Origin of the sequence: Saccharothrix saharensis (assembly GCF_006716745.1) — a bacterium.
Taxonomy (GTDB): Bacteria; Actinomycetota; Actinomycetes; order Mycobacteriales; family Pseudonocardiaceae; genus Actinosynnema; species Actinosynnema saharense.
Genome location: NZ_VFPP01000001.1, coordinates 816,883 through 831,685 on the forward strand (window position 1 = coordinate 816,883; position 14,803 = coordinate 831,685).

15 protein-coding genes and 1 pseudogene are annotated in these 14,803 nt (G+C 72.4%); 7 read left to right on the plus strand and 9 right to left on the minus strand.

Annotation, left to right across the window (positions count from 1 at the left end; all coding sequences use genetic code 11):
* Positions 1–78 precede the first annotated feature (78 nt).
* Positions 79–1,266: an extracellular catalytic domain type 1 short-chain-length polyhydroxyalkanoate depolymerase gene (locus tag FHX81_RS02975; protein ID WP_141975092.1), complete on the minus strand. Its 1,188-nt coding sequence runs from the start codon at positions 1,264–1,266 to the stop codon at positions 79–81.
* A gap of 362 nt (positions 1,267–1,628) precedes the next feature.
* On the opposite strand from FHX81_RS02975, the pseudogene FHX81_RS41130 reads away from it, so the two are divergent.
* Positions 1,629–3,029 (plus strand): annotated as a pseudogene (locus tag FHX81_RS41130) (endo-1,4-beta-xylanase); the annotation flags it as partial.
* Positions 3,030–3,053: 24 nt separating this feature from the next.
* A complete protein-coding gene (locus FHX81_RS41760; protein ID WP_342787257.1) occupies positions 3,054–3,665 on the plus strand; it encodes a polysaccharide deacetylase family protein in 612 nt (203 codons plus the stop codon).
* Positions 3,666–3,729: 64 nt separating this feature from the next.
* Here FHX81_RS41760 and FHX81_RS02990 read toward each other — a convergent pair whose 3' ends face one another.
* A complete protein-coding gene (locus tag FHX81_RS02990) occupies positions 3,730–4,305 on the minus strand; it encodes a helix-turn-helix domain-containing protein (protein WP_141975093.1) in 576 nt (191 codons plus the stop codon).
* Positions 4,306–4,416: 111 nt separating this feature from the next.
* Here FHX81_RS02990 and FHX81_RS02995 point away from each other — a divergent pair, with 111 nt between their 5' ends.
* Positions 4,417–4,836, plus strand: coding sequence for a YciI family protein (locus FHX81_RS02995; RefSeq protein ID WP_141975094.1), 420 nt, complete (start codon positions 4,417–4,419; stop codon positions 4,834–4,836).
* Positions 4,833–6,131 (plus strand): RNA polymerase sigma factor, encoded by a 1,299-nt coding sequence (locus tag FHX81_RS03000; protein WP_211363741.1) that lies wholly within the window; start codon positions 4,833–4,835, stop codon positions 6,129–6,131. Before FHX81_RS02995 ends, FHX81_RS03000 begins: the two co-directional genes overlap by 4 nt.
* Here FHX81_RS03000 and FHX81_RS03005 read toward each other — a convergent pair.
* The 5 genes from FHX81_RS03005 to FHX81_RS03025 all read right to left on the minus strand — a co-directional run bounded on the left by FHX81_RS03005 (position 6,115) and on the right by FHX81_RS03025 (position 11,661).
* On the minus strand, positions 6,115–7,848 hold the full coding sequence (locus FHX81_RS03005) for a serine/threonine-protein kinase (RefSeq protein ID WP_141983691.1): 1,734 nt from the start codon (positions 7,846–7,848) through the stop codon (positions 6,115–6,117). The genes FHX81_RS03000 and FHX81_RS03005 overlap by 17 nt on opposite strands.
* A gap of 90 nt (positions 7,849–7,938) precedes the next feature.
* Positions 7,939–9,066 carry a serine/threonine-protein kinase gene (locus tag FHX81_RS03010; RefSeq protein WP_246107595.1) on the minus strand — a complete coding sequence of 376 codons (1,128 nt, stop codon included), beginning with the start codon at positions 9,064–9,066 and terminating at the stop codon, positions 7,939–7,941.
* Positions 9,067–9,137: 71 nt separating this feature from the next.
* Positions 9,138–10,154 carry a trypsin-like serine peptidase gene (locus tag FHX81_RS03015; RefSeq protein WP_141975096.1) on the minus strand — a complete coding sequence of 339 codons (1,017 nt, stop codon included), beginning with the start codon at positions 10,152–10,154 and terminating at the stop codon, positions 9,138–9,140.
* Between the two features lie 181 nt (positions 10,155–10,335).
* Entirely contained in the window at positions 10,336–10,776 is a 441-nt protein-coding gene (locus tag FHX81_RS03020; RefSeq protein WP_141975097.1) for a DUF5946 family protein, read from the minus strand.
* Positions 10,777–10,809: 33 nt separating this feature from the next.
* On the minus strand, positions 10,810–11,661 hold the full coding sequence (locus tag FHX81_RS03025) for a DnaJ C-terminal domain-containing protein (protein ID WP_141975098.1): 852 nt from the start codon (positions 11,659–11,661) through the stop codon (positions 10,810–10,812).
* A gap of 238 nt (positions 11,662–11,899) precedes the next feature.
* Between FHX81_RS03025 and FHX81_RS03030 the strand changes: the two genes are divergently transcribed.
* From FHX81_RS03030 to FHX81_RS40270, 3 genes are all read left to right on the plus strand, one after another.
* Positions 11,900–12,793: a trypsin-like serine peptidase gene (locus FHX81_RS03030; protein WP_141975099.1), complete on the plus strand. Its 894-nt coding sequence runs from the start codon at positions 11,900–11,902 to the stop codon at positions 12,791–12,793.
* Between the two features lie 106 nt (positions 12,794–12,899).
* The gene (locus FHX81_RS03035) at positions 12,900–13,487 is read left to right on the plus strand and encodes an LURP-one-related family protein (protein WP_141975100.1); all 588 of its coding nucleotides are present in this window, start codon (positions 12,900–12,902) and stop codon (positions 13,485–13,487) included.
* 339 nt (positions 13,488–13,826) lie between these two features.
* Positions 13,827–13,976 (plus strand): hypothetical protein, encoded by a 150-nt coding sequence (locus FHX81_RS40270; RefSeq protein WP_170231909.1) that lies wholly within the window; start codon positions 13,827–13,829, stop codon positions 13,974–13,976.
* On the opposite strand, the gene FHX81_RS03045 is transcribed toward FHX81_RS40270, so the two are convergent.
* Together FHX81_RS03045 and FHX81_RS03050 are read right to left on the minus strand one after the other, a co-directional pair.
* Positions 13,973–14,326, minus strand: a complete 354-nt coding sequence (locus tag FHX81_RS03045; protein ID WP_141975101.1) for an ArsR/SmtB family transcription factor — start codon at positions 14,324–14,326, stop codon at positions 13,973–13,975. The genes FHX81_RS40270 and FHX81_RS03045 overlap by 4 nt on opposite strands.
* 21 nt (positions 14,327–14,347) lie before the next feature.
* A complete protein-coding gene (locus FHX81_RS03050) occupies positions 14,348–14,788 on the minus strand; it encodes an SRPBCC domain-containing protein (RefSeq protein WP_141975102.1) in 441 nt (146 codons plus the stop codon).
* Positions 14,789–14,803: the final 15 nt, after the last annotated feature.

Consider the following 14,803-nt stretch of genomic DNA (forward strand, 5'->3'; position numbering starts at 1 on the left):
CCCCAGAAGTGGAAGCGCTTTCGGCGAAGGAGACTCGTGGGGATGCGCCGAGGTTGCACCGCCGGGTGGAACGGCTGGTCAGATCGCGGAGCAGTCGGCCTTGTCGGTCCAGTCCGCCCCGCACCGGTACAGCGGGAACGGTGTGGTGTAGCCGTAGCGGGCGCCCAGGGTGTTGTACTCGCCGACGTCGATCCGCCGGGCCACGTAGTGGTCGGTGGCGGTGGCGGTGACCGTCTCGGTGTAGGGCGGGCGTGTCGTCGTCGTGGTGGAGGTCGGGGTCGTGCCGCCGTCCAGTCCCCAGAACCGGGCCAGGTGGTGGGCGGCGCAGACGTTGACGTCGAGCACGTACGCGGCCGTGGCACCGCACTGGGCGGCCCCGGTGCCGGGGTCGACGGGCTGGCCGTGGTTCATTCCGGTGATCGAGTAGTGCTCAACCGTGCCGCCGTAGACGCGGTGCGGGTAGCCCGCCACGGTGTCGCTGACGTCCGGCGTCTGGTCCGTGCCGTTGACGTCGGTCCACTGCTCGACCAGCTCGGTGCCGTTGAGCGGCCGCACGGTGGTGTCGGCGGTGCCGTGCCAGATGGACACCTTCGGCCGCGGTCCGGAGTGGACGTACGCGGCCCGCACCTTGTCACCCCACTGCGCGGGCGTGAGGTCCATGCCGGGGTTCATGCAGCCGAACGCCGCGCCCACCGAGGTGGCGCACTGGTAGGGCAGCCCGGCCACGATGCCGCCGCCGGAGAACACGTCCGGGTAGGTGGCGAGCAGGACCGCGGTCATCGCGCCGCCCGCGGACAGGCCGCTGGCGTACGCCGACGTGGCCCCGTTGTCCTGCTTGGCCCTGTCCACCATCTGCTTGATCGACAGCGCCTCGCCGGAGCCGCGGCGGGTGTCGCCCGGCTCGAACCAGTTGAAGCACGAGTTGGCGTTGTTCTGCGACCGCTGCTGCGGCGCGACGACGGTGAACTTCCCGCGGTCGGCGAGCTGCGGCCAGCCGGTGGCCGTGCCGTAGCCGGTGGCGTTCTGCGTGCAGCCGTGCAGCGCGACGACGACCGGCCGTCCCGCGGGCAGGCCGGCGGGCACGTAGCGGAACATCTGCAGGTTGCCGGGGTTCGAGCCGAAACCCGTGACCTCCTGCCAGGTCGCGGCGGCGGCCGGTCGCGGCGGGGAGACCACGACGACCGCGGCGGCCGACAGCACGACCAGCACGGCGGCCAGTGTCGCGACGGGACCCCGGACGGCCGGGGCGGGGTGACGATCCGACATGGGCGCATCCTCCGCGTTGAGTGATGGCGGTCACGTTCGATACGGCGACGCTAGGAGTCGTCATGGCCGCTCGTCGCTGGTTAATCACGCCACTCTTCGCAACGCGCCGGTGTGTGACGTCGCCACACCAGACCGGGCCACCGATACTTTCGTAAGCCGCAGAAGGTAGTGCGATCGGCCCTGCATGCGCCTCTACCTGCACTCTTGCGTCTCTATAGGTGAATCTCAATCCTTGACTCCGACGATCATCCGCTTTAGTTTTCGAAAGCGCCAGCCGGTCGTATCGCAACTTTCGGAACGCCGTCGGCGCTAGGCAGGCACCCGAGGCAGTGCCGGTCCGGTTCGACCCCTTGGAGGAAGTGATGTCCAGAACTGCTGTCACCGCTGCCGGCAGGCCGGTGGCACGAGGCGGGCCGCGACGCGTCGCGGCGCTGGCCGGCGCGGTCGGGTTGCTCGGCGCGTTGGCCGTCGTGCTGCCGAGCGTGGCGAGCGCCGGCACGACGTTGGCCGCGTCGGCCGCCGAGAGCGGGCGGTACTTCGGCACGGCCGTGGCCGCGAACAAGCTGGGCGACTCCACCTACGTCGGGATTCTCAACCGTGAGTTCGACATGGTCACGGCCGAGAACGAGATGAAGATGGACGCGACCGAGCCGAACCAGGGCCAGTTCAGCTACGGCAACGCCGACCGGATCGTCAACCAGGCCCGCAACCAGGGCAAGCGCGTCCGCGGCCACGCCCTGGCCTGGCACTCCCAGCAACCCGGCTGGATGCAGAACATGTCCGGCACCGCGCTGCGCAACGCCATGCTCAACCACGTCACCCAGGTCGCCACCTACTACCGCGGCAAGATCTACGCCTGGGACGTCGTCAACGAGGCCTACGCCGACGGCAGCAGCGGCGGACGCCGCGACTCCAACCTCCAACGCACCGGCAACGACTGGATCGAAGCCGCCTTCCGCGCCGCCCGCGCCGCCGACCCCAACGCCAAGCTCTGCTACAACGACTACAACACCGACAACTGGTCCCACGCCAAGACCCAGGGCGTCTACCGCATGGTCCAGGACTTCAAGTCCCGCGGCGTCCCCATCGACTGCGTCGGCTTCCAAGCCCACTTCAACAGCGGCAACCCCGTCCCCAGCAACTACCACACCACCCTGCAGAACTTCGCCAACCTCGGCGTCGACGTCCAGATCACCGAACTCGACATCGAAGGCTCCGGCTCCACACAGGCCCAGCAGTACCAAGGCGTCGTCCAAGCCTGCCTCGCCGTCACCCGCTGCACCGGCATCACCGTCTGGGGCATCCGCGACACCGACTCCTGGCGCGCCTCCGGCACCCCCCTGCTCTTCGACGGCTCCGGCAACAAGAAAGCCGCCTACAACTCGGTCCTCAACGCGCTCAACGCCGCAGGCACGCCGGGGCCGACCACGACGACGACCACGCCGCCGAACAACGCCAACTGCACCAACGGTTACGTGGCCCTCACCTACGACGACGGCCCGATCGCCGGCACCACCACCACGCTGCTCAACGCGCTGCGCTCGGCCGGCCTGCGGGCCACGTTCTTCAACCAGGGCAACAAGGTGACGGCCAACCAGGCCCTCGCGCGCAGCCAGCGCGACGCCGGGATGTGGGTGGAGAACCACAGCTGGTCGCACCCGCACATGACGCAGCTGAGCCAGTCCCAGATGCAGTCGGAGATCTCCCAGACCCAGCAGGCCATCCAGTCGGCGACGGGCGTCGCGCCCAAGCTGTTCCGCCCGCCGTACGGCGAGACCAACGCCACGCTGAAGTCGGTCGAGGCGCAGTTCGGCCTGACCGAGGTGCTGTGGAACGTCGACTCGCAGGACTGGAACGGCGCGAGCACCGCCCAGATCGTGCAGGCGGCGTCCACGTTGCAGAACGGCGGCGTCATCCTGATGCACGACGGCTACCAGACCACGATCAACGCCGTGCCGCAGATCGCCGCGAACCTGGCGAGCCGCGGCCTGTGCGCGGGCATGATCTCGCCGTCGACCGGCCGGGCCGTCGCGCCGACGGACACCCCGCCGACCACCGGTCCGACGACCACCACCACGACGCCGCAGCCGGGCACCGGCTCCTGCACCGCGACCTACCGCACGAGCCAGCAGTGGGGTGACCGGTTCAACGGCGAGGTGACGATCCGCGCCGGTTCCTCGGCGATCACGAGCTGGACCGCCACCGTCACCGTCACGTCGCCGCAGAAGGTCTCGGCGACCTGGAACGGCACGCCGAGCTGGGACTCCAGCGGCAACGTGATGACGATGAAGCCCAACGGCAACGGCAACCTCGCCGCGGGCGCCGGCACGACGTTCGGCTTCACCGTGATGGCGAACGGCCAGTGGGCCGCGCCGACCGTGAGCTGCCGGACCCCGTGACGCACGCCGGTGTGCCCCTCACAGCGACGTGGGGGGCACACCGGCGCGCTTCGCCCTCCCCGGATCAGGTCCGGGTGCGCAGGTGGACGCGTTCGCCTTGCGGGCCGAACAGGATCAGCAGCTCGACGGGCGCGGCGTCGGCCGCGCCCAGCCAGTGCGGGACGCGGGTGTCGAACTCGGCCACCTCGCCGGGCGCGAGCACGATGTCCCGTTCGCCGACCACCAGGCGCAGCCGTCCGTTCAGGACGTAGAGCCACTCGTGCCCCTCGTGGGTCTTCGGCTCGGGCACCGCGTCGTGCGGTGCGCCCGGGATGACCATCTTGAACGCCTGCGTGCCGCCGGGACGGCGGCTCAACGCCATAAACGTCATGCCGTGTCGGCGGACCGGCCGGAGGTGGACGCGCGGGTCGCCCGTGGGCGGCGCGCCGACCAGCTCGTCGAGCGGCACGCCGTGCGCCCGCGCCAGCGGCAGCAGCAGCTCCAGGTTCGGCCGCCGCCGACCGCTCTCCAACCGCGACAGCGTGCTCTCCGAGATTCCGGTGGCCGCGGCCAACTCGGCCAGCGTGACCCCGCGCGCCCGGCGCACCGCCCGCAGCCGCGGGCCCACGGCGATCAGCACGCGATCCAGGTCGTCGTCCACCCGCACAGCTTGCCAAATCGGCAACCCCCCGTGCCGCGGGCGTGCCGTGCGGCGGTGTGGACCACCCACCGAAGTAGGCTGCCCGGACGACGGCCGAGGAGGCTTCCGACCATGAAGTACATGCTGATCATGCGCGCGACCGACGAGGCCTTCGCGGGCATGGGCGAGATCGACTTCGACGAGATGCTGGCGACCATCGGCAGGTTCAACGACGAGCTGATCCGGGCGGGCGTGCTGGTCGCCGCCGAGGGGCTCGCCGACGCCTCCGAGGGCGTGGTGGTCGACTACTCGTCCGAGCCGCCGGTGGTGACCGACGGCCCGTACGGCGAGACCAAGGAGCTGTTCAACGGCTTCTACATCCTCAACGTGGCGTCGAAGGAGGAGGCCGTCGAGTGGGCCAAGCGCCAGCCGATCACCGGTCCCGGCTTCAAGACCGAGATCCGCCGCGTCACCACCATCGACGAGTTCCCGCAGGACAACGAGTGGATCAAGAAGGAGCGGGCGTGGCGGGAAGCCACCGGTCAGCTCTGAGCGGTGCGACGGCGAGCGACCCCACCGGCCGCGGTGCGGTCGCCGCCGTCTGGCGCATCGAGTCGGCGCGGATCGTCGGCGCGCTCGCCCGCTACACCGGTGACTTCGCGCTGGCCGAGGACCTGGCCCAGGAGGCGCTGGCCGAGGCGCTGGTGACCTGGCCGCGCGACGGCGTGCCGCGCAACCCGGCGGGCTGGTTGCTCACCGTCGGCAAGAGGCGGGCGATCGACGCGTTCCGCCGGCGGTCCACCCTGGACGAGAAGTACGCCGTCCTCGCCCGCGACCTCGACGAGGGCGGCGCGGTCACGGGAGGGGAGGCCACCCGGGTCGACGACGTGCCGTGGGACCCCGACCAGATCGACGACGACGTGCTGGCGCTCATGTTCATCTCGTGCCACCCGGTGCTGTCGCGGGAGGCACGGGTGGCGTTGACGTTGCGCGTGGTCGGCGGGCTGACCAGCGACGAGATCGCCAAGGCGTGCCTGGTGCCGACGGCGACCGCGCAGGCCAGGATCACCCGGGCCAAGAAGGCGCTCGGCGCGGCCGGGGTGCCGTTCGCGGTGCCGACGGCCGAGGAGCGCACCGCCCGGCTCGGCTCGGTGCTCAACGTGATCTACCTGATCTTCACCGAGGGTTCGACGGCCAGCTCGGGCGACGACCTGATCCGGTTCGACCTGGCGGGTGAGGCCCAGCGCCTGGCCCGGGTGCTGGCCCGGCTGGTGCCCGACCAGCCCGAGGTGCACGGCCTGCTGGCGCTGCTGGAGCTGACCGCGGCGCGCTTCCCCGCCCGCACGGGTCCGGACGGCGAGCCCGTGCTGCTGGAGCACCAGGACCGCCGCCGGTGGGACCACGCCGCGATCCGCCGCGGGCGCGCCGCGCTGGCCCGGGCCGAGCAGGCGGGTCGGGGTTGGGGCGCATACGGGTTGCAGGCGGCCATCGCCGAGTGCCACGCCGTCGCGCCGTCGGTCGAGGAGACGAACTGGGACCGGATCGTGCTGCTGTACGAGGCGCTGGGCCGGCTCGTGCCGTCGCCGGTGGTCGACCTGAACCGGGCGGTGGCGGTGTCCATGGCGCGGGGGCCCGCGGACGCGCTGTCGATCGTGGACGGGCTGGTCGGGTCCGAGGCGTTGGCGAACTCGCACCTGCTGCCCAGCGTGCGCGGCGAGCTGTTGAGCCGCCTCGGCCGGGTGGAGGAGGCGCGGGTCGAGCTGGAGCGGGCCGTGCGGTTGTGCGGCAACGAGCGGGAACGGGCGGTGCTGGCCGGCAAGGTCACCGACCTCACGACGTCGAGCTGAGGATCATGCCGTTCCACCAGTAGCCGAGCTGGTCGAGCGCGTCCGGGTCGAGCGCCGTCGACGACCGCAGCACGCCGGTGGTCGTGGTCCGCGTGTCGACCCACCACACCTGGCCGACGCCGTCGGCGACGAAGCAGGTCGTGTACTCGCCGGGTGCGGGGTCGCGTTCGGGCCGGTGGTACAGGGCGTAGTGCGCCGACCTGGTCAGGGGACGGCAGCCGCCCTGGCTGTCGTCGCGCGGGATGCCGTGGGCGTCGACCAGGGCTTTGAAGTGGGCGTCCTGCGAGGTGCGGTCGGTGAACAGGTGGAACACCGCCTCGTCGGGGGGCGGGAAGCGGAAGTGCGCCGAGTTCGCCGCGGCGCACGTGACGGTCGCCGCGACACCCGTGCCCGACGGCGTGGGCACGCAGCCGGGGTTGTCGCGGTAGACCGCGGGGAGTCGGCTCAGCAGCACCGTGACCTGCTGGTCGGCCTTGGTGGTGGTCGTAAAGGTCGCCGCCGTGGCGGTTGTCGTGGAGGTGGCTTCCGTGGTCGGCGCTTCGGTCGTGGTGGTCGGGCTCGCCAGGTTGCCGCCGCCCTTCCAGTCCACGGACCAGACCAGCACCACCGCCACGAGCAGCAGCCCGACCGCCCCGGCGGCGATCGGCGCGACCTTCCGGCTGCGCGGAGCGGTGGGAGGCCCGGGGATCGTGACCGGACCCCGAGCCGGGGCCGTGCCGGACGGCGGCGGCGGAACCCGGAGCGGGCCGGACGGGGTGGCGACGGGTGGAACCGGGCCGGAACCGGGACGTCGGGCCGGACCGGGAGCGGAACCCGGAGCCCGAGCCGGGATCACGGCCGAGGCCGGAGTCGCGACTGGAGGGGAGGACGGAGCAGGAGCCGGTCGAGGGGTGGGCGGTGGGACCGTGGTGAGCGCTCGGGCGGCGGCGGTGGCCAGGGCGCCCGCCGTCGGGTAGCGGTCGGTCGGGTCCTTGGCCATGCCCTGGCGGATCACGTCGTCCAACGCGCGCGGCAGGGTCGGGTCGGTGGCGGACGCGGCCGGTGGCGGCTGTTGCAGGTGGGCCCAGAGCAGGGCGGCGGCGCTGTCCGCCTCGAACGGGCGGCGGCCGGTGACACACGCGTGCAGCACGCAGGCCAGGGCGTAGACGTCCGCACGGCCGTCCACCGCGCCGTTGCCGAACCGCTCCGGGGCCAGGTAGTCCAGCGTCCCGATCACCGCACCGGACGCGGTCAGGTGGGTGCCGGCGGGCAGCGCGCTGCGGGCGATGCCGAAGTCCACCAGGTACACGAAGTCGTCCGGCGTGACGAGGATGTTCGACGGCTTCACGTCCCGGTGCACCAGACCGTCCGCGTGCGCGGCGTCCAGCGCGCCCGCGACCTGGGCGATGAGCCGCACGGCCCGCGCCGGGTCCAGCGGACCGCCCTCGACGACCGCCGCCAGGTCACGTCCCTCGACCAGTCGCATGTCCAGGTACAGCTGGCCGTCGATCGCGCCGTAGGCGTGGATCGGGATCACGTGCGGCTCGCGCAGCCGTGCCGCGATCCGCGACTCGCGCCGGAACCGGGCGCGGAACTCCTCGTCGTCGTTGTGCACGGCGGACAGCCGCTTCAACGCCACCACGCGGTCGTGGACCGTGTCGTAGGCGCGGTGCACGTCGCCCATGCCACCGCGGCCCAGCAGCTCGCCGACACGATAAGGCCCGAACGCCTCCGCCATCACTCCCCCGGGTTCCACCACGCCGTCACTGCAGGACCGACGCGGCCGGACGCCGAGGGGTTCCACCGAGGTGAGCGCGGGTGCTCCGGCTCAGGGCTTGCCCTTCCCTGGCTTGGCCGGACCCTTCCCCTTCTCCCCCTTGGCGTGGCCGGGCGGTACGGGTTTCTCCTGCGGGCCGGCGGCCGGCTGTTCCACGACGACCTCGGTCGTGACCGTGGCGGCCACCGGGACGTTCGGCGGTGGCGTCGTGCTCTGGACGGCCGTCCGCGACGTGGTCTCCACGGGCGCGGACGTCGCCGGGGCCTGGTCGGGCGTCAGCACCCAGGCGAGGCCGAACGCGCCCACCAGCGCGGCGGCCGACGCGGCGACCGCCTTCACGTGCCGGCGCGGCCGCGGCGCCGACCCGGCCGCGCGTGCCACCGTCTCGCCGGTGCGCAGCACGTGGGCGCAGTCGGGCGCCGACGGTCGGCGGCGGGCCGACAGGGAGGTCATCAACGACAGCAGGCGCACCAGGTCGGCGGGCAGGTCCTCGGGCACGGCCGGCGGGCGGTGCAGGCGGGCGACGGCGGACTCGACGTCACCGCCCGGGTACTCGCGGCGACCGGTCAGGCACTCCAGCAGCACCAAGCCGAACGAGTAGATGTCGGCGGCCGGGCCGAACGCGTCACCGCGCACCTGCTCCGGCGCCAGGTAGGCGGCCGTGCCGACCATCTGGTTCGTGCGGGTGAATCGGGTGGTGTCGGCCAGGTGCGCCAGCCCGAAGTCGGCCAGGTGGGGCGTGCCGTCGGCGTCGAGCAGGATGTTGGACGGCTTCACGTCCCGGTGCACGACGCCCTGCTCGTGCACGTAGGCCAGCGCGTCGGCCAGCCGCGCGCCCAGCTCGCGCACCTCGGCCACCGGCAGCGGCCCGTCGGCGATCCGGTCGCGCAGGGTGCCCCCCTCGACCAGCCGGAGCACCACGAACACCGTGCCGTCGCTGACGCCCGCGTCGTGCACGGCCACCAGCCCGGGGTGGGACAGCCGGGCGAGCGTGCGCGCCTCGTTGTGGAACCGACGGGCGGTGTCGTCGTCGGCCTCGGGCCGGAACACCTTGACCGCGACGGCGCGCCGCAGCACCGTGTCCCACCCCCGGCGCACCTCGGACATCCCACCGAAGCCGAGCGTCCCGGCCAGCTCGTACCGCCCGGCCAACAGCTCGCCACTGACAGGAAGCGACACGGCGGCACCTTCCGGCCGGGGACACGGGACCTTCCCAGGTGCCCCGTCTCCGCCGCGCGCAAACCCCGGCGCTACGGTCGCCAGTTCGCCAAACCGAACTTCACCAGGTCCACCATGCCCCCACCGCCGCCGAAGACGTGCCGCCTCGGGTCCAGCTCGTCGGTCTCCCGGCCGCTGTAGACGCCGGCGACGGCCGGTCCTTCGGCGGGCAGCCAGAGCGGACCGCCGGACCAGCCGGGACCGACGTCGGCGCGCAGCGCGAACTCCAGCTCGAGGCCGGGGCTGTCGTTGTCGATGTCCCGCACGCCCAGGTCGAACTCGACGGCCGGTCGGGTGCCGAACGAACCGGGGTAGCCCGACGTGACGTAGCGGCGTCGGTGGTACTCGTCCTCGTTGCCGAACGACTTGGTGCCCATCCAGCCCAGCGCGGTGCCGAGCGGGTTGTAGAGCTTGCAGATCACGTAGTCCTTGCCGCTGACCTCGCTGCCGGTGTGGAAACCCCGGTAGGCCTCGACGAAGGAGCTGCCGAACGGCCGGTCCCCCTCCCGGAACGCCGGGATGAACTCCATGCTCCACGAGCTGTGCCCCCACGGCGCGACGTGCCCGGCGGTGAGCACCAGGTTCGGGCCGACGAGCACGCCGCTGCCCCGGAACCCGTGGCTGCTCAGGACGATGCCGACGGTCCGCTGGGGGTAGGCCAGCCGGTTGGACTCCTCGACGGCCCGCGGCTCGAAGAACAGCCGGCCGTCCGCGCGGAACGGCGTGAGCCGGGGCATGTGCTCCAGCGGCACCCACGGCGGCCGGTACCCCTCGGTCTCCGACGTCGCTTCGGCCCGCGTCACGTCGGCCGCGGTGAGCTCGGTCTGCTCGCGTCCCGGAATGGTGGTGTGCAGGCGTTCGCGGTCGTCGCCGACGATCCGCCACGTCCCGGGCACGCCGGGCACCTCGACGGTGTCGAACTCCGCTTTCGGCCGTGCCGCCGAGCGGACGAACGGCCCGGAATGCGCGTGCAGCATTTCTCCGAGTTCCCCGGGCATGTCCTCGGTCGCCGGGACCGGCGCTGCTTCGGCCAGGTCGTCCAGCGTCATGAAGCCATGCGACTCCCTTTGTGCGTCAACCATGTCGACCACTTCCCCGTGGGCGGAATCGTGTTGCGGCCCGACCTGCGGATGCGGTTCGGGCAACGTCGACCCAAGCTACGACGCGGGCCGTTCGCCGTACAGCGGGCTCGACCGAATAGCCGTTCGACCGACCGCGGGACGGGGGCGATCACGCGCGCCAGGCGGCGACGGTGGCGGCGGCCCAGGCGGCGACGCGGTCCGCGAAGCCCGCCGCCGGGAACGTGCCGTCCACGGCGACGTCGCCGATGGTCACGGCGAAGGCCCCGGGCGTCGGCCCGAGGGGCGCGACCGGCACGGCGGCCACGACGTCCGCGATCACGCCGTCGCCGGCGCGGTGGGAGTTCGCGCGGCGCAGGGCTCCGGCGAGGCGGGTCGCGGCCGCCGGACCGCCGTCGAGGTAGGCGTGCAGGGTCGCCCACGGGCGGGCGCGGTCGCCGTCGCGCAACCGGCCGGGGTGCTGGAGCAGGAAGCACGAGACGATGACGCCGTGCAGCGGCCCCCACGGCGGGCGGCGGGCGTGGTCGAGCGCGAGCACGACGTGGAACAGCTCCTCGCACGAGCGCGTCCCGCACTCAGGACAGGCGGTCACGGTACCAACTTAGGGATTCCACCGGCTGGAACGTCAAGCGCGCGGGTTGAACGTCGAGGCGGCGGCCAGTTCGGCGAACAGGCGCCGCTCGGTCTCGTCGAGCGCGGCGGGCACCTCGATCCGGACCTCGACGCACAGGTCGCCGGCCGGGCCGCGGTGATCGGGCAGGCCCTGTCCGGGCAGCCGCAGCCGTCGTCCGCTCGACGTGCCCGGAGGCACCTCGACCCTAGTCGGCCCGCCCGGCGCGTCGATCCCGACGGTGGCGCCCAGCGCCGCTTCCCAGGGCGTGAGCGGCAGCTCCACCACCACGTCCCGGCCTTCGACCCGGTAGCGGTCGTGCGGTGCGATCCGGACCACCAGGTACAGGTCGCCCGCCGCACCCCGGCCGACGCCCGCCCCGCCGTGACCGGGCAGTGCGATCCGCTGCCCGTCGGTGACGCCGGGTGGGATCTCGACCCGCAGTGCGCGCGCCCCGGGCAGGGTGATGGAACGCCGCCCGCCCCGGTAGACCTCCTCGACGGTCAGCTCCAGCTCGGCCTCGTGGTCCACGCCCCGGATCGGCCCCCCACCCCCGAGGACGTCGCCCGGGCCGAATCCGAACCCCGTGCCGAAACCCGCCCCCGCGCTCACCCACACCTGGTCGCCGACCGGCACCCGCCCGGGACGTGCCTGCACGGGGCCCCGCCTCGACGCGTCGTAACGGCGGCGGCGCTCCGGGTCCGACAGCACCCGGTAGGCCTCGGAGATCACCCGGAACCGCTCGTCCGCGCCGGGTTCGGGATCCAGGTCGGGGTGGTGGCGCCGGGCCAGGGCGCGGTAGGCGCGCTGGATCTCGTCCTGGCTCGCGTTCCGGGACACCCCGAGCGTCGCGTAGTGGTCGGCCACGGTCCTTCACCTCCCGGGTGACTGACACTTGCCGAACGAACCGCTCGGGCACGGTGTTTCCCCTCGCGGACATTTCACCTGACCGGAGTATTGCCAGGCTTTCCAGGGGAAGAATGGCGGTTGTCCCCGGTGAATACGAAAATTTCTCACCCATTCGCCGGAAACGCGCGGGCGTTGCGCTGAGTAATTTCCAGTGCACGGTCCCTGCCGTTGATCGACCCACGAAAGGTGGAAGATCATGAACCGTGCCGTGACACGACTGCTCACCCTGGCGAGCGCGCTGACCCTGTCGCTGATCGCCGTCCCTCCCGCGCAGTCCGCTCCCTCGTCCGACGCCTACTGGACACCGGAACGGATGCGCGCCGCCGTCCCGCTCGACATCCGCACCGCACCGCTGTCCGCCGTGCGCCCGACCGTCCGCGCCGGCGAGCCCACCACCGTGGCACCGCTGGCCTTCCCCAACGGGGGCAGCGCGTGGACGGGTGGCGGCGCGGTCGTGAAGACCGCGGGCCGCGTGTTCTTCACCTACCAGGGCCGCAACGCCTCGTGCAGCGGCAACGCCGTCACCAGCGCCAACAAGAGCACGGTCGTCACGGCCGGGCACTGCGTGAAGCTCGACGGCGCCTACCACACCAACGTCGCCTTCGTCCCGGCCTACGACAGCGGGAACGCCCCGTACGGCACGTGGGCCGCGCGCGCCACGTTCGCCACGCCGCAGTGGCACGCGAGCGAGGACATCAACTACGACATCGGCGCGATCGTCGTCGGGCAGCTCAACGGCCAGTCCCTGACCGACGTCGTCGGCGCGCAGGGCATCGCGTTCAACCTGCCGAAGGCCGACAACACCTACGCGTTCGGCTACCCCGCCGCCGCGCCCTACGACGGCACGAAGCTCATCTACTGCAGCGGGCGGACGTTCAACGCCTTCCTCAGCGACGGCATCGGCATGACGTGCAACATGACCGGTGGCGCGAGCGGCGGCCCGTGGTTCCGCGCGTTCTCCGAGGCGACCGGCACCGGCACGGTCAACTCGGTGAACAGCTACAAGATCAACCTGTTCCCGAACTGGATGTTCGGCCCGTACTTCGGCGCGGACGCCCAGAACCTCTACAACCAGGCGCAGGCCGCCTGACCCCGGTCGGTGGGCCGGGCGACCGGCCCACCACCCCGGTCCCTGTGGTGATCTTCATCCGGTCGAGTGAGAAACTTCGGACCCACCGGAGTCCAGGGGGACCACCATGCTCTCGCCGTCGATGAACCTGCTGCACATGCACCAGAAGGTCACCTTGATGGTGAACCGCTACGAGATCTTCGCCGACCAGGGCGGCGAGCCCGGCCCGCTCGTGGCGTTCGTCGAGCAGAAGCGGATGGCCTTCAAGGAGCAGGTCACCATCTACACCGACGCGAGCCGCAACCAGGTGCTCGCCGGGTTCCGCGCGCGCAAGGTGATCGACCTCGGCAGCGGCTACGACGTGACCGACGGCGCGGGGCGGCCCATCGGCCTGTTCCGCAAGGACTTCGGCAAGTCGCTGACCAACTCCACCTGGCACCTCGACCAGCCGGGCGCGCCGACCGCCACCGGCCGCGAGCGCAACCACGGCATCGCGGTCCTGCGCCGGCTGTGGGGCTTCCTGCCCCTGGTCAACGACCTGCCGTTCCCGTTCCGCTACCACTTCGACTTCACCCGCGACGGTCAGCCGGTGTTCAGCGTGGACAAGAAGACCTGGATCCGCGACCACTACCTGATCCGGATCGACGACCCGTACGTGGACCGCCGCGTGGTGATCGCCCAGGCCGTCGCCGTGGACGCCCTGCAGTCGCGCTGACGCCGCGGCCCGCTGCACCGGTGCGCGGGCGGGCGATCTCCGTCACGGCGAGGGGTTCCGGCGATCTCCCCCATGCGTTGGCGGCATGAGGGAGATCGAAGGGCCCTTCGCCCGCGTCCACCTGCCGGTCCGGGTGCCGCTCGGCCTGCGCGGCACCCGGCTGCCCGACCGCTGACAGCCGGCCGGATGCCGCCGTGACCGATCCGCGACCGCCGGGCCGCGGCAACTGACCCGCCACCCCGCCGTGGCCCCCGCGCCGGACGTGCGGGTCAACGCCGTCGCCCCCGGCACCGTGGCCACCGCCGGCGGACGTCGCCGCACGGCGAGGCGGGTCTCGCCGTGCGGGCGGAAGCCGAGCGGCGGACCGTGCCGCTGCACCGCACCGCCGACCCCGGGCACGTGGCGCAGGCCGTGCCCGGACTGCCGGCGATGGACCGGGTCACCGGTGAGGCCGTCATCGTGGACGGCGGCGAGCACGTCGTGCACTAGCGCGCGTCACGCTCCGCCGCCTCGGCGATGCGCTTGATCGCCGCCAGCCGCCGGTCCCAGTCCGCCGCCAGCTTGGCCATCCACCGGGCCGTCACGTTCAGCCCGGCGGGCCGCACCGAGTAGCGGACCTCGCGGCCGACCCGGCCACCGGAGACGAGGCCGGCGGCGTCGAGGACCGCGAGGTGCTTCACCACCGCCTGGCGGGAGACGGGCAACTGCTCGGCGAGCTTCGTGGCAGTGGTCTCCCCGTGCGCCGCCAGCAGGTCGAGCAACTGGCGGCGCGTCGGGTCGACCAGCGCGGCGAGCACGCTGTCGACCTCGTCGGCGACATCACGGCGTTCGTCTGTCACGCTTCCCGTGCCCGCATCCCGTCATGCCCCTTCGGCGCGCTTCTTGACCACGTCGAACACGTAGGACCAGCCGCCGGTGTTGTGCTGCACGGCGTTGTCGCGCACCTCCTGCGGCGCGCCCAGTCCCGCGAACCCGCTCTCCACCACGCGCAGCCGGGTCCGGTCCCCCTCGGTGCTCAACGTGAACTCCACGAGGGTGCTGTTGTCGTCGCGCAGCTCCTCCCCCGGGAACGCGCTCGCCCAGCGGTAGGCCACGTACGTCTGCGGCGAGACCTTCTCCACGCGCACCCAGACGTCGCCGAGGTGAGGGCTCCTGGTGAGCACGGACTCGCCCTCCTCCGCCACGGTCCCGGGCGCGCCCGCCTCGTCGGCCACCCAGAACCCGGGCACGACGACCAGCGCCCACACGCGCTCCAACGCGGCGTCGATCAGCGTGTCCCGTTCGATCCGGTCTGCATCCACCAAGACCCCCTACAG